Annotated in this window: 24 protein-coding genes; 9 read left to right on the top strand and 15 right to left on the bottom strand. The window is 61.2% G+C overall.

The features are described from left to right. Positions 1–130: 130 nt before the first annotated feature. From leuC to ffh, 11 genes are all read right to left on the bottom strand, one after another. On the bottom strand, positions 131–1,540 hold the full coding sequence (gene leuC, locus GA0061102_RS14675; RefSeq protein ID WP_092849344.1) for a 3-isopropylmalate dehydratase large subunit: 1,410 nt from the start codon (positions 1,538–1,540) through the stop codon (positions 131–133). Between the two features lie 69 nt (positions 1,541–1,609). Further along, complete coding sequence (locus tag GA0061102_RS33890) at positions 1,610–1,732, bottom strand: hypothetical protein (protein WP_280949825.1); 123 nt, start codon at positions 1,730–1,732, stop codon at positions 1,610–1,612. A gap of 83 nt (positions 1,733–1,815) precedes the next feature. Next, positions 1,816–2,694, bottom strand: coding sequence for an amino acid ABC transporter permease (locus GA0061102_RS14680; RefSeq protein WP_092849354.1), 879 nt, complete (start codon positions 2,692–2,694; stop codon positions 1,816–1,818). Between the two features lie 34 nt (positions 2,695–2,728). Next, positions 2,729–3,526, bottom strand: coding sequence for a basic amino acid ABC transporter substrate-binding protein (locus GA0061102_RS14685; RefSeq protein WP_092849363.1), 798 nt, complete (start codon positions 3,524–3,526; stop codon positions 2,729–2,731). 211 nt (positions 3,527–3,737) lie between these two features. Further along, positions 3,738–4,283 carry a 50S ribosomal protein L19 gene (rplS, locus tag GA0061102_RS14690; RefSeq protein WP_092849372.1) on the bottom strand — a complete coding sequence of 182 codons (546 nt, stop codon included), beginning with the start codon at positions 4,281–4,283 and terminating at the stop codon, positions 3,738–3,740. A gap of 275 nt (positions 4,284–4,558) precedes the next feature. Next, on the bottom strand, positions 4,559–4,978 hold the full coding sequence (locus GA0061102_RS14695; RefSeq protein ID WP_092849380.1) for a DUF1801 domain-containing protein: 420 nt from the start codon (positions 4,976–4,978) through the stop codon (positions 4,559–4,561). Between the two features lie 159 nt (positions 4,979–5,137). After that, the gene (gene trmD / locus GA0061102_RS14700; protein WP_092849384.1) at positions 5,138–5,830 is read right to left on the bottom strand and encodes a tRNA (guanosine(37)-N1)-methyltransferase TrmD; all 693 of its coding nucleotides are present in this window, start codon (positions 5,828–5,830) and stop codon (positions 5,138–5,140) included. 24 nt (positions 5,831–5,854) lie between these two features. Next, on the bottom strand, positions 5,855–6,427 hold the full coding sequence (gene rimM, locus GA0061102_RS14705; RefSeq protein ID WP_092849951.1) for a ribosome maturation factor RimM: 573 nt from the start codon (positions 6,425–6,427) through the stop codon (positions 5,855–5,857). 222 nt (positions 6,428–6,649) lie between these two features. Beyond that, on the bottom strand, positions 6,650–7,009 hold the full coding sequence (gene rpsP, locus GA0061102_RS14710; protein ID WP_092849387.1) for a 30S ribosomal protein S16: 360 nt from the start codon (positions 7,007–7,009) through the stop codon (positions 6,650–6,652). Positions 7,010–7,117: 108 nt separating this feature from the next. Continuing rightward, on the bottom strand, positions 7,118–7,420 hold the full coding sequence (locus tag GA0061102_RS14715) for a chorismate mutase (protein ID WP_004107967.1): 303 nt from the start codon (positions 7,418–7,420) through the stop codon (positions 7,118–7,120). A gap of 19 nt (positions 7,421–7,439) precedes the next feature. Next, a complete protein-coding gene (gene ffh / locus GA0061102_RS14720) occupies positions 7,440–9,008 on the bottom strand; it encodes a signal recognition particle protein (RefSeq protein ID WP_092849959.1) in 1,569 nt (522 codons plus the stop codon). A 375-nt stretch (positions 9,009–9,383) separates the two neighbouring features. Here ffh and GA0061102_RS14725 point away from each other — a divergent pair, with 375 nt between their 5' ends. Together GA0061102_RS14725 and GA0061102_RS14730 are read left to right on the top strand one after the other, a co-directional pair. Continuing rightward, positions 9,384–10,361: a hypothetical protein gene (locus tag GA0061102_RS14725; RefSeq protein ID WP_092849390.1), complete on the top strand. Its 978-nt coding sequence runs from the start codon at positions 9,384–9,386 to the stop codon at positions 10,359–10,361. Continuing rightward, entirely contained in the window at positions 10,358–11,365 is a 1,008-nt protein-coding gene (locus GA0061102_RS14730; protein WP_092849393.1) for an MBL fold metallo-hydrolase, read from the top strand. Before GA0061102_RS14725 ends, GA0061102_RS14730 begins: the two co-directional genes overlap by 4 nt. 83 nt (positions 11,366–11,448) lie before the next feature. Here the strand turns inward: GA0061102_RS14730 and GA0061102_RS14735 are convergent, their stop codons facing one another. Together GA0061102_RS14735 and GA0061102_RS14740 are read right to left on the bottom strand one after the other, a co-directional pair. Then, positions 11,449–11,892: an SRPBCC family protein gene (locus GA0061102_RS14735; RefSeq protein ID WP_092849396.1), complete on the bottom strand. Its 444-nt coding sequence runs from the start codon at positions 11,890–11,892 to the stop codon at positions 11,449–11,451. A 202-nt stretch (positions 11,893–12,094) separates the two neighbouring features. Beyond that, a complete protein-coding gene (locus GA0061102_RS14740; RefSeq protein ID WP_092849399.1) occupies positions 12,095–13,009 on the bottom strand; it encodes a LysR family transcriptional regulator in 915 nt (304 codons plus the stop codon). A gap of 87 nt (positions 13,010–13,096) precedes the next feature. Between GA0061102_RS14740 and GA0061102_RS14745 the strand changes: the two genes are divergently transcribed. From GA0061102_RS14745 to GA0061102_RS14775, 7 genes are all read left to right on the top strand, one after another. Next, the gene (locus tag GA0061102_RS14745; RefSeq protein ID WP_092849402.1) at positions 13,097–13,549 is read left to right on the top strand and encodes a PACE efflux transporter; all 453 of its coding nucleotides are present in this window, start codon (positions 13,097–13,099) and stop codon (positions 13,547–13,549) included. A 216-nt stretch (positions 13,550–13,765) separates the two neighbouring features. Continuing rightward, a complete protein-coding gene (gene dapF / locus GA0061102_RS14750; RefSeq protein ID WP_092849405.1) occupies positions 13,766–14,671 on the top strand; it encodes a diaminopimelate epimerase in 906 nt (301 codons plus the stop codon). Beyond that, positions 14,668–15,942, top strand: a complete 1,275-nt coding sequence (gene mtaB / locus GA0061102_RS14755; RefSeq protein ID WP_092849408.1) for a tRNA (N(6)-L-threonylcarbamoyladenosine(37)-C(2))-methylthiotransferase MtaB — start codon at positions 14,668–14,670, stop codon at positions 15,940–15,942. The genes dapF and mtaB overlap by 4 nt, the downstream gene beginning before the upstream one ends. A gap of 18 nt (positions 15,943–15,960) precedes the next feature. Further along, a complete protein-coding gene (gene ftsY / locus GA0061102_RS14760) occupies positions 15,961–17,445 on the top strand; it encodes a signal recognition particle-docking protein FtsY (protein ID WP_092849411.1) in 1,485 nt (494 codons plus the stop codon). Continuing rightward, the gene (locus GA0061102_RS14765; RefSeq protein ID WP_092849414.1) at positions 17,442–18,161 is read left to right on the top strand and encodes a septation protein A; all 720 of its coding nucleotides are present in this window, start codon (positions 17,442–17,444) and stop codon (positions 18,159–18,161) included. Before ftsY ends, GA0061102_RS14765 begins: the two co-directional genes overlap by 4 nt. Continuing rightward, positions 18,158–18,748 (top strand): DUF2585 domain-containing protein, encoded by a 591-nt coding sequence (locus GA0061102_RS14770; protein ID WP_092849417.1) that lies wholly within the window; start codon positions 18,158–18,160, stop codon positions 18,746–18,748. Before GA0061102_RS14765 ends, GA0061102_RS14770 begins: the two co-directional genes overlap by 4 nt. A 124-nt stretch (positions 18,749–18,872) precedes the next feature. Continuing rightward, the gene (locus GA0061102_RS14775) at positions 18,873–19,268 is read left to right on the top strand and encodes a Rap1a/Tai family immunity protein (protein WP_092849420.1); all 396 of its coding nucleotides are present in this window, start codon (positions 18,873–18,875) and stop codon (positions 19,266–19,268) included. 40 nt (positions 19,269–19,308) lie between these two features. On the opposite strand, the gene GA0061102_RS14780 is transcribed toward GA0061102_RS14775, so the two are convergent. Then, positions 19,309–19,920, bottom strand: coding sequence for a DsbE family thiol:disulfide interchange protein (locus GA0061102_RS14780; RefSeq protein ID WP_092849423.1), 612 nt, complete (start codon positions 19,918–19,920; stop codon positions 19,309–19,311). Next, positions 19,917–20,090 (bottom strand): heme exporter protein CcmD, encoded by a 174-nt coding sequence (ccmD, locus tag GA0061102_RS14785; RefSeq protein ID WP_092849426.1) that lies wholly within the window; start codon positions 20,088–20,090, stop codon positions 19,917–19,919. Before ccmD ends, GA0061102_RS14780 begins: the two co-directional genes overlap by 4 nt. Between the last annotated feature and the right edge of the window lies 1 nt (position 20,091).

A 20,091-nucleotide genomic window follows, 5' to 3' on the forward strand; every position in this document is an offset into this window, starting at 1 on the left:
CACCATAAACATAACATCAAAACCCGCATAGACCCAGAAACCAAAAGAGGCCCCGGTCAAACCGGAGCCTCCAAACGTTTCCACACAGGCTGCAACGGGCCGCCCTTCGTCATTCATGCCTTTAGGCAGATCAGTTCCACTCGCGGATATCGACGAAGTGACCGGCGATCGCGGCGGCTGCGGCCATGGCCGGGGAAACCAGATGCGTGCGGCCCTTGAAGCCCTGGCGGCCTTCGAAGTTGCGGTTCGAGGTCGAAGCGCAGCGTTCGCCCGGCTTCAGGCGGTCGTCGTTCATGGCGAGGCACATGGAACAGCCAGGCTCGCGCCAATCGAACCCGGCAGCCTTGAAGATCTTGTCGAGGCCTTCGGCTTCCGCCTGTTCCTTCACGAGGCCGGAGCCCGGAACGATCATGGCGTCGACCGTGGAAGCCACGGTCTTGCCTTCGACGACCTTGGCGACGGCCCGCAGGTCTTCGATGCGGCCGTTGGTGCAGGAGCCGATGAAGACGCGATCGATGCTGATCTCGGTCATCGGCGTGCCCGGCTTCAGGCCCATATAGTCAAGGGCGCGCCACTTGGAGGTACGCTTGGTCTCGTCCTGGATTTCATCCGGATTAGGAACGATGCCCTGGATGGAGATGACGTCTTCCGGCGAGGAGCCCCAGGAAACGATCGGCGGCAGGCTTGCGGCATCGAGCTTGACGATGCGGTCGTAATGCGCGCCTTCGTCCGACTGCAGCGTCTTCCAGTAGGCGATCGCCTGTTCCAGCGCTTCGCCCTTCGGCGCACGAGGCTTGCCCTTGATGTATTCGAAGGTGATCTCATCCGGAGCGATCAGGCCGGCGCGGGCGCCGCCTTCGATCGACATGTTGCAGATGGTCATGCGGCCTTCCATCGACAGCGAGCGAATGGCTTCGCCGGCATATTCGATGACGTAGCCGGTGCCGCCGGCGGTGCCGATTTCACCGATGATCGCGAGGATGATGTCCTTGGCGGTGACGCCCGGCGGCAGCTGGCCGTCGACCTGCACCAGCATGTTCTTCGCCTTCTTCTGGATCAGCGTCTGCGTGGCGAGCACATGCTCGACCTCGGAGGTGCCGATACCATGGGCCAGCGAGCCGAAGGCGCCGTGGGTAGACGTGTGGCTATCACCGCAGACGATGGTCATGCCGGGCAGGGTGAAGCCCTGCTCGGGGCCGATGATGTGGACGATGCCCTGACGCTTGTCGTTTTCGGAGTAGTACTCCACGCCGAATTCGGCAGCGTTCTTGGCGAGCTGCTCGACCTGGATACGGCTTTCCTCGTTCTTGATGCCGAGGTGGCGATCGGCCGAGGTCGGAACGTTATGGTCGACGACAGCCAGCGTCTTCTGCGGCGCGTGAACCTTGCGACCGGTCATCCGCAGGCCTTCGAATGCCTGCGGCGACGTCACTTCGTGAACGAGGTGGCGGTCGATATAGAGAAGACAGGTGCCGTCGTCTTGCGCGTCGACCAGATGGTCATCCCAGATTTTATCGTAAAGTGTGCGTGGAGCGCTCATGGCTACAGATCCATATTGGCATTGTCGAAAGTGGGGGTGACGGATCAGGACCGCCGGCCTCGGGTGTGATCAGCGAAGTCGGCTGTTGAGCGCGCCCGAAATCATGGCAAAGAAACGTGCCGGCAGGCGCTTGTGGTCCTGCAGCACGAAAGCCGTGACGTATTGTCCGTCTTTGCTCATGATCTTACTCATGGGCATGCTCATATCAATTTTCAAAACCTTCGGCAATGGCGACGATAGGGCGTGTCGGTACGCCCGACATTTGGCCGCACCGATCACACTTGCGCGCCCGGCGGCTGGGCCGCTGCCATGCGGGGGAAGGCGGAGCGGTCGCTGCCGGAGCGGCGGCGCATCAAGGCTTCGAGCTGCCGCAGCAACAGTGACAGGCCGATCGTCAGCAGCAGGTAGATGAAGGCGAGGATCGATAGTGTTTCGAAGTAGCGGAAATTGGCCGAGTAGTAGAGCTTGGCGAGCTGGCTGATATCGGCGACGCCGAGCACGGAAACCAGCGAGCTGTCCTTGACCATCGCGATAAAGTCGTTGGACAGCGGCGGCAGGATCACGCGGATCGCCTGCGGAAAGACGACAAGCCGGAAGCGCTGGAAGCGGCTGAGCCCTAATGCCTTTGCTGCTTCGATCTGGCCCTGGTCGACCGCCTGGATGCCGGCGCGGAAAATTTCGGCGATGAAGGACGAGTAGCCGATCGTCAGCGCGATGATCGTGCGCCAGACGAACGGCACGTCGCGGACGACGAGCGGGCTTGTCCAGCCGGTGGAGGCCAGCGGGGAAGTGACGAAGTTATAGGCCGCTACGAAGGCCGGCGTGCCGACGAAGGCGACGTAGGAAAGCAGCACGAGCATCGGAATGCCGCGCACGATCTCGATATAGAAGCGCGCGACCTGCCGCAGCACGAGGAAGTCCGACAGGCCGAGCAGTGCGAGCCCAAGGCCAAGCAGCATGGCAAGCGTAAAAGCCACCAGCGTCACGAAGATCGTGACGCCGATGCCGTTAAGCAGAAGAGAGAAGATCTGAGCGTAGAGGCCATTCGCCGCGATTGCGAGCGAGGCGACGACGCCGAAAATAGCAAGGGCGACCAACCACCAGGGAAAGTCATCCTTGCCGCGGTGCCCGCCCGGGCCTGCCAGGAGTGCCATCAGAGCGGGCTTCCAGTATGTCGATCTGCAGGGCTCATTGGCCCATCTTATAGTCGAGGAACCACTTCTTGTTCAGTGCTTCGAGCGTGCCGTCGGCCTTGAGGCTGGCAATCGCCGCATTGACCGGGGCGACAAGATCGGAGCCCTTCTGGAAGATGAAGCCGAAATCTTCGGAGCCGAGCGGACCGCCGATCAGCTTCAGGCCGCCATTGGAGGCGTCGACATAGCCCTTGCCGGCCGTACCGTCCGTCAGCACCATGTCGACGTCGCCGGTCTTCAGCGCCTGCACGGTGGCGCCGAAGGTTTCGAAGGTCTTGATGCGCGGATTCTGCTCGTTGCCGTCGAGTACGGAGTACACGGCAGTGTAGAAGGGCGTCGTGCCGGGCTGCGCGCCGATCAGGCCTTCCTTGAGGGCTGCGAAGCTCTTGGCATCGGTGAAGCGCTTCTCGTCGCCGCGCACGAGCATGAACTGCTCGGAGCGCATGTAGGGATCGGAAAAGTCGACCTTCTGCTTGCGCTCATCCTTGATGGTGATGCCGGTCATGCCGATGTTGTACTGGCCTTCCGAGACGGCCTGGATCATCGCATCCCAGCTGGTGTTCTGGTACTCGACCTTGAAGTTCAGGCGCTTGGCGATCTCGTTCATCGCGTCATATTCCCAGCCGATCGCCTTGCTCGTCTTCGGGTCGATGAACTGCAGCGGCGGATAGGCATTCTCGGTGACGACGACGACGGTCTTGCCGCTGAGGTTCGGAAGATCGGCGGCGAAGGAGGCGAAGGGTGCAAGCACGAGGGCGCTGAGGCCCAAAAGGAACGAACGACGGAATGCCATGGAAATCTCCCCGATTAGCGCGGCGGAAAAGTGTCATATTTGTGAAGGGGATGGCAAGGCTATTGCCACGGCCGCGATCATAAAAATGGAAAAGCAACTCTAAAGTGGGCAGCGAATTGAGAAATATTCTTTTCGCCCAATGCCTGCGGCAGGCAGCAAAAAGGCGACCCAAGGGCCGCCTTCAAGCTTCGCGATCCGTGTGGATCGAAAATTATTCCGCTGCCGGCTCCGCTGCAGCGACTGCAGCAGCAGCTTCGGCCGCTGCCTTTGCTTCTGCGGCTTCGGCTGCTGCCTTTTCAGCTGCGAGCGCCTGAGCAGCTGCAACCTTCTCGGCTTCGATGCGTGCCTTCTCTTCGGCCAGAGCCTGACGCTCGGCGTCGTTGAGCTTGCGGGCGCGGGTGCCGGTGTTTTCGACGATACGGGCAGCCTTACCGCGCAGGTCGCGCAGGTAGTAGAGCTTAGCGCGACGGACCTTACCGCGGCGAACGACTTCGACGCTTTCGATCATCGGCGAGTAAACCGGGAATACGCGCTCGACGCCTTCGCCGTAGGAGATCTTGCGGACCGTGAAGTTTTCCTGCAGACCGCCGCCGGAGCGAGCGATGCAAACGCCTTCATAGGCCTGAACGCGGGTACGGTTGCCTTCCGTGACCTTCACGTTGACGCGAACGGTGTCGCCAGCGGAGAATTCGGGAAGCGTGCGCTTGGCTTCGATCTTGGCAGCCTGTTCGGCTTCCAACTGCTGAATGATGTTCATAGTATCAACCTCGTTGTTGCTTCAACAGCCAGAGCGCCCGAACGATCTATCCTTGGTCGGACCCGAAGGTCTCGCCGCGCGATATATGCCTGTTACGGCAGGGGCGGATACGTCTGCTCTTCTTTGGTGGTTGATGGGAAATTTCCCATGCCGGGCGCGCACATACCCTATTGTCGCGTCTTTGTCACCCCTTGCGGCCGAATTAAGTGGTCTTTATTGGCCCGCAAGCGGCCTGGAACGGCAATTTATCATGAATCCCATCGCCTGGATGCCGTTCAGACTTTCTTCGGCTTTTTTCGTGTCGAGGCGTTCAAGGCCGCGGCTGCACGAATAAGCGCCTTCAGCGCCTCTTCATCGATATCCTCCTTCTCGTGGATATCGATGGCACGCCGCGTGTTGCCCTCAAGGCTCGAATTGAAGAGATGAGCGGGATCCTCCAGCGCGGCGCCCTTCGCAAAGGTCAGCTTCACGACGCTCTTGTAGGTCTCGCCGGTGCAGATGATGCCGTCATGCGACCACACCGGCACCCCACGCCATTTTAGTTCCTCGACCACATCCGGGTCGGCCTGCTTGATGAGAGCCCGGACCTTGGCCAACGTCTCACCGCGCCAGTCGCCCAGTTCCCGGATTCCGTCGTCGATCAGCCGAGAAGCGGAACCCGCCTGTTCGGCTTCCGTTGCGTTGTCCTTTGCCATCCTCCGGAGCCTCCTCGCTCTTCCATACCCGCCTTGCCTCTTTAGCGCTTGAGAGTGTTGGGCGCCATACCGCTTCGGCGGCCTGGAAATCCATTTGGCTGAAACAGGTGGTTCTCACGCAATCTTGCCGATCAAGTGCCGCCGCGCTGGCCGGCGCAGCTATTTTTCAGCCTTTTTGTCGAGCAGATCCGGCCGGCGCGCTCGCGTCAGCTGTTCGGCCTGCTCCCTCTGCCATTTGGCGATCGCCGCGTGGTTGCCCGAGGTGAGTATGGCCGGGATCTCGCGGCCTTCCCATAGCTGCGGGCGGGTATAGTGTGGATGCTCCAGCATGCCGCCTTCGAAGCTTTCGTGCAGGCCCGAGAGGTCATTGCCCATGACGCCTGGCAGGATGCGCACGATGGCATCGAGCAGGATCAGAGCGGCCGGCTCGCCGCCCGAAAGGATGTAGTCGCCGATCGAGACTTCCTCGAGGTCGCGGCCGTCGATGACGCGCTGGTCTACGCCTTCGAAGCGGCCGCAGACGATGATGACGCCGTCGCCATCAGCGAGTTCGCGCACGCGCTTCTGCGTCAGCGGCTTGCCGCGCGGGCTCATCAGCAGGCGCGGGCGGTTGTCGTTTTCGCTGGCATGGTCGATGGCGCGGGCAAGCACGTCAGGCTTCAGCACCATGCCAGCCCCGCCGCCGGCCGGCGTGTCGTCGACGGTGCGGTGCTTGTCGGTGGTAAAATCGCGGATCTGCAGGGTATCGAGCGCCCATTGCCCGCGCTCCATCGCCTTGCCGGCAAGGGACGTGCTGAGATGGCCGGGAAACATCTCGGGGTAAAGCGTCAGAATGGTCGCCCGGAAACTCATGGCGCGGTCACTTCCAAACGAGGATCACTTTTTCGGCTTGCCCTGCGGCTTCTCCGGCTTGCCGATGAGGTCGTCGGGGTTGTCGACCAGACCGGCGGCCAGCGGATCGATCAGGATCTTGCCGCCCTCGAGATCGATTTCGAGTACGGCGGCTTCAGAGAAGGGGATCAGCACGGGGCGCTTGCCCGGCCCCTTTAACTCGAGGAGGTCGCCGGCGCCGAAGTCATAGACGCCGCTGACCGTGCCGTAGCCAGTGCCCTCGTCGTCGACGGCTTCCAGCCCTTCGAGATCGGTGTAGAAGAATTCGTCGTCGTCGAGTTCGTCATCCGGCAGGTTGTCGCGCTCGATATAGAGCTCCAGCCCGTTCAGCGCCTCGGCGGCATTGCGGTCGTTGACGCCGCGAAAGCGCACCACGACCACGTTCTTGGCTTCGCGGATTTCGAGAACTTCAAAGCTGCGGCCGTCCGTGCTGTGCAGGTGACCATAGTCGCCGAGTGCGGCCGGGTCCGATGTGTAGGCGCGCGCGCGCACCTCGCCTCTCAGGCCCTGTGCTGCGCCGATGGTGGCCATCAATACCGGGTTTTGCAGTTTCGTCATGGTCTCTTCGCCGATTGCCGGGATCACTGCATAATTCCTTAAATCGGAATCGATTTAAGGAATTATGCAGCAGATCTAAAGTGCTACAGCGACCTTTGCGCGTCACATGTGACGCGCGGCGCTGTAGTTGCGTTCTCTCATAGGCTGAACGTCTGCCGATGGGAAATGAAAAACGGGCGGCATGTCGCCATGCCACCCGTTTTCAATGAATGCGAGGTCCGATTACTCGGCAGCAGCAGCTGCGTCAGCGGCCTTCTGTGCCTTTTCAGCAGCGCGTTCCTGAGCGCGCTTGCCCGGCTTTGCCTTTTCCGGGTTGTTCTTGGCTTCGCGCGTTGTGATGCCGGCTTCGGCGAGGAAGCGCAGAACGCGGTCGGTCGGCTGCGCGCCGTGGTCGAGCCAATGCTTGATGCGCTCGGCCTTGAGTTCAACGCGCTTGGCGTCGTCCTTGGCGAGCATCGGGTTCCAGGAGCCGAGGGTCTCCAGGAAGCGGCCGTCGCGCGGCGAGCGTGCGTCGGCAACAACAACGTGGTAGTACGGGCGCTTCTTGGAGCCACCGCGGGCGAGACGAATTTTCAGTGCCATGTTAAATCTCCTTAGGCTTTTCTTGACCGCTTCGTTTGGGCGGTATGTTCGTTTCTATCGTACGTGTCGCAGGCGCTCTCTCGATAAGCCGCTGCACGCATTTCGGGATCACGCCTTCAGATCGGCAGCGATCTGTTCGTGATGCCGGATGACTTCCTTGATGACGAAGTTCAGGAACTTCTCGGCGAAATCCGGGTCCAGATTGGCGTCCTTTGCCAGACGGCGCAGGCGTTCGATCTGGTATTCTTCGCGCGCCGGATCAGCCGGCGGCAGGTCGTACTTGGCCTTCAGCACACCGACTTCCTTGGTGCAGCGGAAGCGTTCGGCCAGCATGTGCACCAGTGCGGCATCGATATTGTCGATCGACTGGCGATAGTTGCCCAATTGGGCTTTGACGTCTGGATCTATCATGGGGGTCAACGATCCCTTCTCACTTCTTCTTCGGCAAACCGGGAAGCCCCGGGAAACCACCGCCGAGGCCTGGCAGCTTGGCGCCACCGAGACCTGGCAATCCACCGCCGCCGCTCAGGCCCGGCAGGCCACCGGGACGGCCGAGGCCGGCGGCTTCGGCCTGCTTCTGCAGGGCTTCGAGCTGCTTGGGGTCCATGTTCGACAGGTCGGGCATGCCGCCCATCCCACCGCCGAGGCCCATCTTGCCGGCGAGGCCGCCCATCAGCTGCTTCATCATGCCGCCTTTGCCCTTGCCGCCCATCATCTTCATCATGTCCGCCATCTGACGGTGCATCTTCAGAAGCTTGTTGATGTCGGAGGCGTCGGTGCCGGAGCCGGCGGCGATGCGCTTCTTGCGGGAATGTTTGAGAAGATCCGGGTTGGCGCGCTCTGCCTTGGTCATCGAGGAGATGATGGCGATCTGGCGGCCGAAAAGCTTGTCGTTGAGGCCGGCGGCGGCCATCTTGTCCTTCATGCCGGACATACCGGGCATCATGCCCATGATGCCGCCCATGCCGCCCATCTTCTGCATCTGGCCGAGCTGGTCGGCGAGATCGTTGAGGTCGAACTTGCCCTTGGCCATCTTGGCGGCCATGGCAGCCGCCTTTTCGGCGTCGATATTCTCGGCGGCCCTCTCGACCAGCGAAACGATGTCGCCCATGCCGAGGATGCGGTCGGCGATGCGGCGGGGATGGAATTCCTCCAGCTCGCCCATCTTTTCGCCGACACCGATCAGCTTGATCGGCTTGCCTGTGACGGCGCGCATCGAAAGGGCGGCACCGCCGCGGCCGTCGCCGTCCATGCGGGTCAGCACGAGGCCGGTGATCCCGACGCGCTCGTCGAAATTGCGGGCGAGATTGACGGCGTCCTGACCGGTCAAGCTATCGGCGACCAGCAGGATTTCGTGCGGATTGGACTTCTTCTTGATATCCGCCATCTCGACCATGAGCGGCTCATCGATATGCGTGCGGCCGGCGGTGTCGAGAATGACGATGTCGTGGCCGCCGAGCTTGGCGGCCTGCACGGCGCGGGCGGCAATATCGGTCGGCGACTGGCCGGCGATAACAGGCAGCGTGTCGACGCCCGTCTGCACGCCGAGCTGGCGCAGCTGCTCCTGTGCGGCCGGGCGGCGCGTGTCGAGCGAGGCCATCAGGACCTTCTTGCGGTCGCGGCTCGTCAGGCGGTTGGCGATCTTGGCCGTCGTGGTAGTCTTACCGGAGCCCTGCAGACCGACCATCATGACGACGACCGGGGCCGGAGCGTTGAGGTCGATGCCCACGCCTTCGCCGCCGAGCATCTCGATCAGCTCGTCATGGACGATCTTGACGACCATCTGGCCGGGCTTGATCGACTTCAGGATCTCGGCGCCGACGGCCTTTTCGCGAACGCGGTCAGTAAAGGAGCGAACGACATCCAGCGCCACGTCGGCTTCGAGGAGCGCGCGGCGAACCTCGCGAAGTGCTGCGGAAACATCGGCTTCCGAAAGCGCGCCGCGGCCTGTCAGTCCATTCAGAATGGAACCAAGACGGTCCTGGAGGTTTTCAAACATCAATTCTTCCTTATCGATCGCTCGGGGATTTGGATTTGCGCATATGCGCAGGTCATTGCCCAAAAACGTCGTGCTTTTCCATGACGAAAACAAGACGCAAAGCCGAAAAGCACCCGAGGGCGCATCGCGCTGTCGGGTGTTGACCTCCGGGATCTCTTTATACCTTTACGGGTCCCGGTCGGTGGCTCGGAGGCTTGTGCTCGTCGCAGATTGCGGGCGATAAACAGGAAAAGCCCGGCAAAGTCAACCCAACGCGGCGGAAATGCCTGGGATGTGCAGTTTAGATCGCTATATGAATGTCGTTTTAGCGGCAATGCCGCCCTGCAACTGTTGTATCGATCCTCACCACGACGCGATTCCCCGAGATAGTTCCGAATGAATGACGCAGCCCTGACCGATCTTCTTGCCGCCTGCCGCGCTTACGTCGGCGGCCGCGTCGACCCAAGTTTCAATGCGGCGGCGCAAGCCTTCTATGCGAGCGCCAAGGCACAGCCCAAGATCGCAGCGCGGGCGGCGCGCGAGCTTAGCCGCCTGCCGCCACCGGGTGCTGCGATCCTTGCCAACATGCTCGGCACCATCGTCGAAAAGGGCGGGGCGGTGGAGCGCAGCGGTGTAGCCGTGTGGGAGCTCTATCTGGCGTGGTTGCCGCAGATCCATCGCGGTTTTGCCGGCCGCAAGGAGCTGAGCCCGCGGCAAAGGCAGTTGCTCGATGTTTTTCAGCTGCTCGGCCAGTCGGCCGTTTCGCATCTTTCCGCCATGCCGCAGGAACGCAAGCTCGCAGCCGGCAACAAGGAGCTGATGGCGCAGCTTGCCGAGCTGCAGGATTATACGCCGGGTGCGGCCTGGGTTCGCCAGGTGCTCTTGAGCCGCAGCGACGCTCTTCTCCTGCTGCATCTGCCGAGCAGGCAGGGTTTTCGTCTGCGCTACGACAATATCGTCAACTGCTTCCATCTGTTCACGCTGATTCAGGCGGCATTCGGCGAGACATTGCCCGGCGGCCGTGCGCCCAACCGGTTCATCGTCGACATGGCGCGCTGCGTGACGATGGCCGAAGAGGGCAATGACGAGCCCTGGTGGCGCTACGAGACGGTGCAGCCGGAAGCACCGGGCCTCGTCGAGATTTCCGGCGAGGCGCCCGTCGAGACGATTGCCCGCATCGATGGCCGGCAGGTCATCCTGCTTTCGGCTCCGGTCGAAGGGGCGGCGCTTTGGGATACGAGCTTCTTCACGCCGCAACTTTTCGCCATGCCGGCGAATGTAGTGCTTGAGGAGATGCTGACGGCGCAAGAAGCGGAGGAATGGCTCGCGAAAGTCGGCGTGCCGACGGGATCGCAGGAAGCCAATACGCCATGACGGGCTCCGGCAAGAAGAACCCGTACTATCAAGGCCCGGTTTCGGACCATTTCGACGGCCGGCGATTTTTCAATCCCGGCGGCGTCGCGCCGGGCAATGCGTTCGATCTGCTGAGATGGCAGCTCAGTGGCGGCCGGGTGCGCTGGCCCAATCCTGTCATCAGCGCCTTTCCTCCTGCAAGGCCCGACCGACATGTCTTTGGCGAGCAAATGCGGGTGACTATGGTCGGGCATGCCTCGATGCTGGTGCAGATTGCCGGGCTGAGCATTTTGACAGATCCGGTCTGGTCGGAACGGGTCAGCCCCTTCCGTTCCGTCGGGCCGAAGCGCGTGGTGCCGCCCGGCATCCGTTTCGAGGACCTGCCGCATATCGACCTCGTGCTGGTGACGCATAATCACTATGACCATCTCGATCTCGAAACGCTTGCGCGCCTGCATCAGGCGCATCGGCCGAAAATCGTGACGCCGCTCGGCAACGACACGATCATCCGTCGCACCGTTCCCGACGCCGAGATCACCGTTGTCGACTGGGGCGATCACATCGCCTTCAAGGCGGGAGTGACCATCGATGTCGAGCCCTGCCACCACTGGTCGGCGCGGGGCATGGGCGACCGGCGCATGGCGCTATGGGCGGCATTCGTGCTCACCACGCCATCGGGCAAGATCTATCATGTCGGCGACACCGGCTTTCACGATGGCATCAATTATGAGGCGGCGGCCCGCAAGCACGGCGGCTTCCGCCTCGCGATCCTGCCGTTCGGCGCCTACGAGCCGCGCTGGTTCATGAAGGGGCAGCACCAGAATCCGGAAGAGGCGGTCAAGGGCATGAAGCTCTGCAACGCCGCCTATGTCGCCGGGCATCACTTTGCGACCTTCCAGCTGACGGACGAGGGGATCGATGCGCCCGTTCATGCCCTGGATGCGGCGTTGAAGGCGGAGGGCGTGGAGGCCGGCCGGTTTCGTCCGCTCCGGGCAGGCGAGGTCTTCGACGTGCCTGTCGTTTGAACGAGGATGCGTGAGGGGCGAAAACCGCCCTGCAAGACAGGGCGGCTGTCAATCAAATGCGAATTTGAGTGGGTCGTGGTGGCTTACTGATTGATCTCGGGCTCGACGAGCTTTGCCAGGTTGCGCAGCGATTCCTGCCAGCCGAGATAGCAGGCTTCCGGCGGAATGACGTCGGGCACGCCCGCCTGGGTGATGTTCACTTCGGTCCCGACCATGACCTTCTTCAACGTCACGGTCACTTCCATTTCGCCCGGCAGGTTCGGGTCATCGAACTTGTCGGTGTAGCGCACCAGCTCGCCCGGGATAAGCTCGCGGAAATCGCCGCCGAAGGAGTGGCTTTCGTTGGTCGTGAAATTGCGGAAGGACATTTTGAACGTGCCGCCGACGCTCGGCTCGAGGTGATGCACTGTGCAGGCGAAGCCGTTCGGCGGGAGCCACTTGGCGAGCGCGTCCGCCTCGATGAATGCGCGATAGACCTTCTGCGGGCTGGTGGCCAGGACGCGGTGCAGACGTATGGTATTCGGCATGGCTATGTTCCTTCTGAATGGACGGAGTGGACGAGCCTAGGACGAGCGTGCATTCGGCAATCCGACACGGGAATGATTATTTTTTCGAAAAATATTCTGCCCGCGCCATGCATGCATTGGCATGACATATGTCGGAAGCCGGCAGTTGCCATGCCTCGACGATCATCAATCTCCCGAAAAGGCGATCCTAACCTTGGCGTACCTATAATCGAGCGGCGCGCGCCTCCAGTATTCCATGCTTGTTTCCGTTTGCGACGAAATGTTCCCGCAGCCATTTTGCTGCCGGGCCGGCCGGCCGCTGTTTGTGCCAGACAAGTTCAAGCGCGACTGGATGCGTGCCGCTATCGAATTGAAGCGAGGGCGTCGCCAGCTCTGATGCCAGTGGGGAGTTTGCCAGGATATGGGCGGGAATGAGCGCCCAGCCGATGCCTTGTCGCAATATCTGAAGAATAACCCAATGGCTTTCGACCCACCAGACTTCGGCGGCAACTCTCACCTGGTGCCTTCTGGCAACATCGCGCCGCTTGGTGACCATGATCTGGCGATAGCGCTTCAGGTCGTCCCAGCTCACCGGGCTTTCCGCCAGAGGGTGATCTCGACCGCAGACCATGACGAGCGGAACCCAGCCAATCGTGACGAAATCCAGTTCGGGCGGGAGCTGTTCTTCCCGCCACATCACGCCAATATCGGCTTCTCCTTCGAGGACCATTCCGGTGATGGCTTGTGAATGCGGCGATAGCAGTTCCAGCTCGACATGCGGAAATCGGTCTGCAAAGGCGGCAAACAGGTTTCCGATCGCAGGCTCCGGATAGAGCTCGTCGATCGCGACGACGAGCCGGGTCTCGATGTGTTCGTCAAAGCTTCTGGCAACGCCGATCAGATGTTCGCGGCGATCCAGCAGCAGCTTGGCTTCGGGCAGCAGCCTTGTTCCTGCTTCGGTGAGGGTCGGGTTTCGTGTCATCCGGCTGAACAGCTTGATCCCCAGATCGTCTTCCAGCGAAGAGATCAAGAGGCTGACCGCGGACTGCGCTTTGCGAAGGCGGCGTGCGGCGGCCGAGAAGGATCCGTTTTCGGCTGCCGACACGAAGGCTTCCAACTGCTCAAGGGAAACACCCATCTATCGTAATTCCAGATAGTTTCTAACTTTGTTACCTCAATCTATCTGATAGAAGGACGGCCGACAACAAATGTAGGAACTTGAAAAATGCGCAGTTTCGGAGATCGTGTTCGGCACGCCGTCCTGTTTGAACTTATCGGCCTGGCCACATTCACGCCGCTTGCGGCAATCGTCTTCAATCAGCCCATCGCCCATATGGGCGTCATCGGCGTGGTCGGGGCGACCGTGGCGACACTATGGAACTTCATCTACAATCTCGGCTTCGACCGTGCGCTGATGCGCTTGCGCGGCAGGGTCCAGAAAACCATCGGTATCCGGATCGTCCATGCGGTGCTTTTCGAAGCGGGCCTTGTCGTGATCCTGATCCCGTTCATCGCCTGGTATCTCGAGATAACGCTCGTCGCGGCGCTTCTGATGGATATTGCCGTGGTCACCTTCTATCTGGTCTACGCCTTCGTCTTCAACATCGCCTATGACTGGGTGTTTCCGATCAAGGCAACGTCTCAAGACGAGCGCGCCATAGCGGCCGCTGCCCGGTAACTGGGTCCAACAACTAAGATCCCGGTGCTGTCGTGTTCAAGTGCTCGACAGCGCCGTGTACCGTGTCGGGCAATGATCGCGCTCGGGCGGATACGCCGATGACGATCCCTCCGCTATCGCTTACTGTCTCTTGTCGCGTGACGTCGAGAGACGATCATCCCACTGGTAATTCCCCCGCGTTTCCGCCATATACAGCTCGACAATAGGAATGATCCCATGAGCAATACGGTCGAATTCGCGAGGATGAACGGGCTTGGAAACAAGATCCTGGTTGTCGACATGCGCGGCCGCAAGGATGTGGTGACGGCGGCGGCGGCGATTGCGCTCAATGCCGATCCGGCCACCCAGTTCGATCAGATCATGGCGATCCACGATCCGAAGGCAGAGGGCACCGATGCCTGGATCGATATTCTGAACTGCGATGGCACGAAGGCGCAGGCTTGCGGCAACGGCACGCGCTGCGTTGTGCAGGCGCTGGCGGCCGAAACCGGCAAGAAGGTTTTCACCTTCCAGACCGTCGCCGGCATTCTGAATGCGAGAGAGCACGAAGACGGCACGATATCGGTCGATATGGGCAAGCCGGTCTTTGCATGGGACAAGATCCCGCTTGCCGAGGAATTTGCCGATACCAGCCGCATCGAGCTGCAGATCGGGCCGATCGACAATCCGATCCTGCATTCGCCTTCGGTCGCCTCGATGGGCAATCCGCATGCGATCTTCTGGGTAGACAAGGACCCGATGTCCTTCGATCTTGATCGTTTCGGCCCGCTGCTGGAAAACCATCCGATGTTTCCCGAACGCGCCAATATCACGCTGGCGCAGGTGCTTTCTCCGACGTTTGTCCGCACCCGCACCTGGGAGCGCGGCGCCGGCTTGACGCTTGCCTGCGGTTCGGCGGCTTGCGCGACGGCCGTCAGTGCCGCCCGCACCGGCCGTACCGGCCGCAAGGTGACTATCGACGTCGCCTCCGCGCCTGCTCCTGGCAAGCTCACCATCGAATGGCTTGAGAGCAACGACCACGTGGTCATGACTGGACCAGCCGAGTGGGAATGGTCTGGCATGGTCGACCCAGTCACGGGGCTTTGGACGCGCGATGCAGAGCAGGGGGCTCAGGCGCGGTGAGCGGGGTCGAGGTCATTACCTTCGGCTGTCGCCTCAATACCTATGAATCCGAAGTGATGAGGGCCGAGGCAGAGAAAGCCGGGCTCAACAATGCCATCCTGGTCAATACCTGCGCCGTGACGGGCGAGGCCGTGCGCCAGGCGCGGCAGGCAATCCGCCGGGCGCGACGCGACAATCCGCATGCACGCATCATCGTCACAGGCTGCGCCGCGCAGACGGAGAAGCAGACCTTTGCCGAGATGGCCGAAGTGGACGCCGTGCTCGGCAACGAGGAAAAGCTGAAGAGTTCCTCCTACCGGGCGCTGCCGGATTTCGGCGTTTCGGCGGAAGAGAAGCTGCGCGTCAACGACATCATGAGCGTGCGGGCGACGGCGCCGCAGATGATCCGCCATATTGACGGCCATGTGCGCGCCTTCATCCAGGTGCAGAACGGCTGCGACCATCGCTGCACCTTTTGCATCATTCCCTATGGTCGCGGCAATTCCCGCTCGGTGCCGATGGGCGCAGTGGTCGATCAGGCGCGTAACTTGGTCGAAAGCGGCTATTGCGAGATCGTGCTGACCGGCGTCGATGCTACGAGCTACGGTGCCGACCTGCCGGGAACGCCGACGCTCGGCTTGCTTGCCAAGACGCTGCTGAACCAGATCCCGGAGATCCGCCGGCTGCGGCTTTCCTCGATCGACAGTATCGAGGCCGACCGGCATCTGATGGATCTCATCGCCGACGAGCCGCGCTTCATGCCGCATCTGCATCTGTCGCTGCAGCATGGCGACGACATGATCCTGAAGCGGATGAAGCGGCGGCACTCGCGCGCCGATGCCATCGGCTTCATCGAGGATGTGCGCCGCTTGCGGCCCGAGACGAGCTTCGGCGCCGACATGATCGCTGGCTTTCCCACGGAGACGGAAGAGATGTTCGCCAATGCCGTCGGGCTGGCCGAGGAGGCTGGTATCGCGCATCTGCACGTCTTTCCCTACAGCCCGCGCCCCGGCACGCCGGCCGCCCGGATGCCGCAGCTCGATCGCGGCCTGATCAAAGACCGTGCTGCCCGCCTGCGCGCGGCTGGACAACGATTGCACCAGGCCCATCTGGACAAGATGGTCGGCACGCGGCAATGGCTGCTTGTGGAGAATAACGGGCTGGCCCATACGGAAAACTTCACGCTTGTCGCTACACCCGGCCTTCGCCCCCGCGACCTTGTGCAGGTCGCAATCACCGGCCACAATGGCAAGCACCTCGACATGCAACTTCTGGCCGCCGACGCGGCTTAATGCTTCAACGGATACTTCATGGCGCTCGGTTTCATCAAAAAAGTCTTCACCTTCGGCCGCGAAAAGCAGGCCGAGGAGCAGGCGCCTGCAGAGGTTTCGCAGCAGGTTGAGGTAATTGCCCCGGAGCAGGAAGCGCCTGTCGCGGATGTTTCTCCGGCTTCCGAACCTGGCGAGCATGCGTCACCCCCCTCTGTCCCTTTGGGACATCTCCCCCACAAGGGGGGAGATCAGTTTGAGGATGCCGCGCCGGCTGAGCAAGAACGGTTGGCTGAAGAGGCAGTAGAGGTGGCTGCGTCGCACGAGTCGGTTGCTCTGGAGCGGACCGACGAGAGTGAAATTGTTGAGCCGGAGCAAGCCAAAGACGCTGAAGCCGATGTCGTTTCGGAAGAGTCAGCCCCTGAACCGATCTCCCCCCTTGTGGGGGAGATGTCCGAGAGGACAGAGGGGGGTGGCGAAGGTGCGGCAGATACGGACGTAGCGTCGAAAGATGCCGATACCGCCCCCATCCTCCCCAAGGGCTTCTCCACCGCCGCCTCCGCTCCGGCGCCGGCTCCGGAAGCGCCCAAGCAGAAACTCTCCTGGTTCCAGCGCCTGCGCGCCGGCCTTGCGCGGACCTCGTCGCAGCTGACCGGGCAGATCGCCGCGCTCTTCACCAAGCGCAAGCTTGATGATCAGACGCTACAGGATCTGGAGGATCTGCTGATCCAGGCCGATCTTGGCGTCGAGACGGCGATGCGGGTCACCGATACGCTGGCCTCGGAGCGCTATGGCAAGGATGTGACGAGCGAAGACGTCGGCCGCATCATGGCGCAGGAAATCGCCAAGGTGCTGAAGCCGGTCGCCAAGCCCTTGCAGCTCGATCTCAGCCACAAGCCGCATGTCATTCTCGTCGTCGGCGTCAACGGCACCGGCAAGACGACGACGATCGGCAAGCTGGCGGCGAAACTGTCGGGCGCCGGTCTGAAGGTCATGGTTGCCGCCGGCGATACCTTCCGCGCCGCCGCCATCGAACAATTGAAGATCTGGGCCGACCGCACCAAGTCGGAATTCATCGGCACCAAGATCGGCGCCGATGCCGCCGGTCTTGCCTTCGATGCCTTCCAGCAGGCCAAGGCCAGCAAGAGTGACGTGCTGATCATCGACACCGCCGGCCGCCTGCAGAACAAGGCGGAGTTGATGGCCGAGCTCGAGAAGATCGTGCGTGTGCTTGGCAAGCTCGATCCGGACGCGCCGCATACCGTGCTACAGACGCTCGATGCGACCACAGGCCAGAACGCCTTGAACCAGGTCGAGATCTTCCGCAACGTCGCCGGCGTCAACGGGCTGATCATGACCAAGCTCGACGGTACGGCGCGCGGCGGCATCCTTGTGGCCATCTCGGCCAAGCATAAGCTGCCGGTCTATTTCATCGGCGTCGGCGAAGGTGTAGACGATCTTGAGCCTTTCGAGGCTGAGGATTTCGCCAACGCCATCGCAGGCACTGGCGCCGGAAGCAGCCAATGAACGACAAGAACAAACTCGACGATAGTGAAAGTGCCGCGATGACGACCAGCGACAATGAACTCACCCCAAGTGCAGCAGACAAGCATCATCCCATGCTAAAGCTGGTGCTGGAACTTGGGCCGCTGCTGGTGTTCTTCTTCGGCAATTTGCGCGGCGAGTGGCTGGTGCAGCATTTTCCGCAGCTGGCGGCGCTCGGCGGCCCGCTTTTCGTCGCCACCGGCCTGTTCATGGCCGCAACGGTGATCTCGCTCATCGTTTCGAAAGTCATGCTCGGCCACCTGCCGCTGATGCCCTTCGTTTCCGGTATCGTTGTGCTGGTCTTCGGTGCTATCGGCATCTATCTGCAGAACGAAACCTTCATTAAGATGAAGCCGACCATCATCAACGCCCTCCTTGGCGTCGTGCTGCTCGGCGGCCTTGCCTTCGGCAAGTCGCTGCTCGGCTATGTCTTCAATGCCGCCTTTCAGCTCGATGCCGAAGGTTGGCGTAAGCTGACGCTACGTTGGGGTATCTTTTTTCTGGTCCTTGCCGTGCTCAATGAGGTCGTCTGGCGCCTGTCGAACTGGTACTACCTGCCTGACGTCAAGGCTGCCGACAATCTCTGGGTGAACTTCAAGGTCTGGGGAACGATGCCGATCACCTTCCTCTTCACCCTGTCGCAGTTGCCGCTGATCATGAAGCACACGATCGAGCAGCCGGCGGAAAACGGCAAATGATCGAAGCAGTCGATAGCCGAAGCCGCTACCAGCAGCAGAGCTTCTGGTTCATCGCTTGCGCCCTCGTTCTGCTCGTGCAGATCGTTACCGAATATATGATGGGCCGCGTGCCGATCTGCACATGCGGCTACGTGAAGCTGTTCGAGCCCGTCGTGAAATCCAGCGGCAATTCGCAGCATATCGCCGATTGGTACACGCCGTCGCACATAATCCACGGCTTCCTGTTCTTCGGGCTGACGCATCTGATCATGCGCCGCAAGCCGCTGTCGATGCGCCTGTTCGTTGCCATGCTGATCGAATCCGGCTGGGAACTCTTGGAAAACTCGCCCATTATCATCAACCGCTACCGCGCCGCGACGATCTCGCTCGACTATGTCGGCGACAGTATTCTCAACTCGGCGATGGACGCCGTGTTCATGGTGGTCGGCTTCCTGTTTGCCTGGCGCGCGCCGGTGGCCGTCACGATTGCCATTGCCATTTTCTTCGAGCTGCTCACCGGCTGGCTGATCCGTGACAATCTCACGCTGAATGTTCTGATGCTGGTCTGGCCGGTCGAGGCGATCAAGACCTGGCAGAGTGGGATTTAACGGGTCTCTGAATTTAGTGGCGCCGGTTCTGGTCGCTGCCAAAAATCGCCATAAAATTGCATCTACACTCGTCAGTATTGCGTCGGCGCGGAATTACTCTGACGCCTATGATCTTGCGAGGCATATGTCGAGCATTGCAGTTGCGACTCTATTGGCTGTCATCGCATCCAAATCGCCGGCAGGTTTTTCAGATGCCGGTCGGCTACTTGCCGATTGCGGCGGTTCTCGGCAATTTGTCTCCGGTTACGTTATCGGCTGGCTGGATAAGTGGAATCGCGATGACCTTGTTGCTCGTCGCGGGATAGCCGAGTCAATTCCCAACGCCAGAGCGATGACGAATTGGGCATATTTCGGCGACTCCGTCGGCGTCGATATGTGTATTCCGACCCAGGTCGATGCCGCAAAGATCAGCGACATGCTCTGTAGTTTTCTGAATCGCAACCCAACACTTAAGGATGTTCCGGCAGAGGAAGTTATGAGCACGTTCGCCGGATTGAATTTCCCGTGCGATCCAAAATAGCTTCTTCATCACCCAGAAGGAGCGAGGAGAGAGACTCGGTCTAGGATACGGGCTTTCCCTGAGCTTTCGCTATGGCCGGATAGAGCCCTTCCTTCAGGCTGGTGGGCGTGAAGGGGCCGACCTGCTTGTAGAGGATCGTGCCGTCCGGGGAGACGAGATAGGATTCCGGAATGCCGTAGACACCCCAGTCGATGGCGGCAGAGCCGTTCGGGTCGATGCCGATCGCATTGTAGGGGTTGCCGAGCTCGCCGAGGAAGCGCAAGGCGTTTTCGCTCGTGTCCTTATAATTGATGGCCACGATGTTGAGCTGGCCGCTCTTTGCGAGTTCCTTCAGCACCGGATGTTCGTCGCGGCAGGGAATGCACCAGGAGGCAAAGACATTGACGAGCGTCAGCTTGCCCTTGATGGCGTCATCAGTCAACGCTGGCAGGTTGGAACCTTCGAGCGGCGCCATTGCAAGCTTGGGCGCCTTCGTGCCGATCAGGGCCGAGGGAATGGCCGATATGTCGGTGCCGTGGACTTCCTGGTCGTACATGACCTTGCCAACGGCAAGGGCGATACAGCCAAAGACGATCAGCGGGATCAGCGCCAGCAGATAGCGTGCGGTGCCGCCCGATTTCGGCTGGTCCTTATTGTCGGCATCGGCAGTCACTTCGTTTCGCCTTCGGGCGCGCGCTGGGAGCGGCGGCGGATGCCAGAGGCTTCCAATGCGGCGAGTTCGCGACGGCGCAGGCGTCCGTCGATCCATACCCAGGCGATGACGGCGAGGATGATAAACGCAGCAAAGCCGTAGGAGCCGAAGACGTAAAAGGGATGGCTCATC

The organism is Martinezella miluonensis (assembly GCF_900094545.1).
Taxonomy (GTDB): Bacteria; Pseudomonadota; Alphaproteobacteria; order Rhizobiales; family Rhizobiaceae; genus Rhizobium; species Rhizobium miluonense.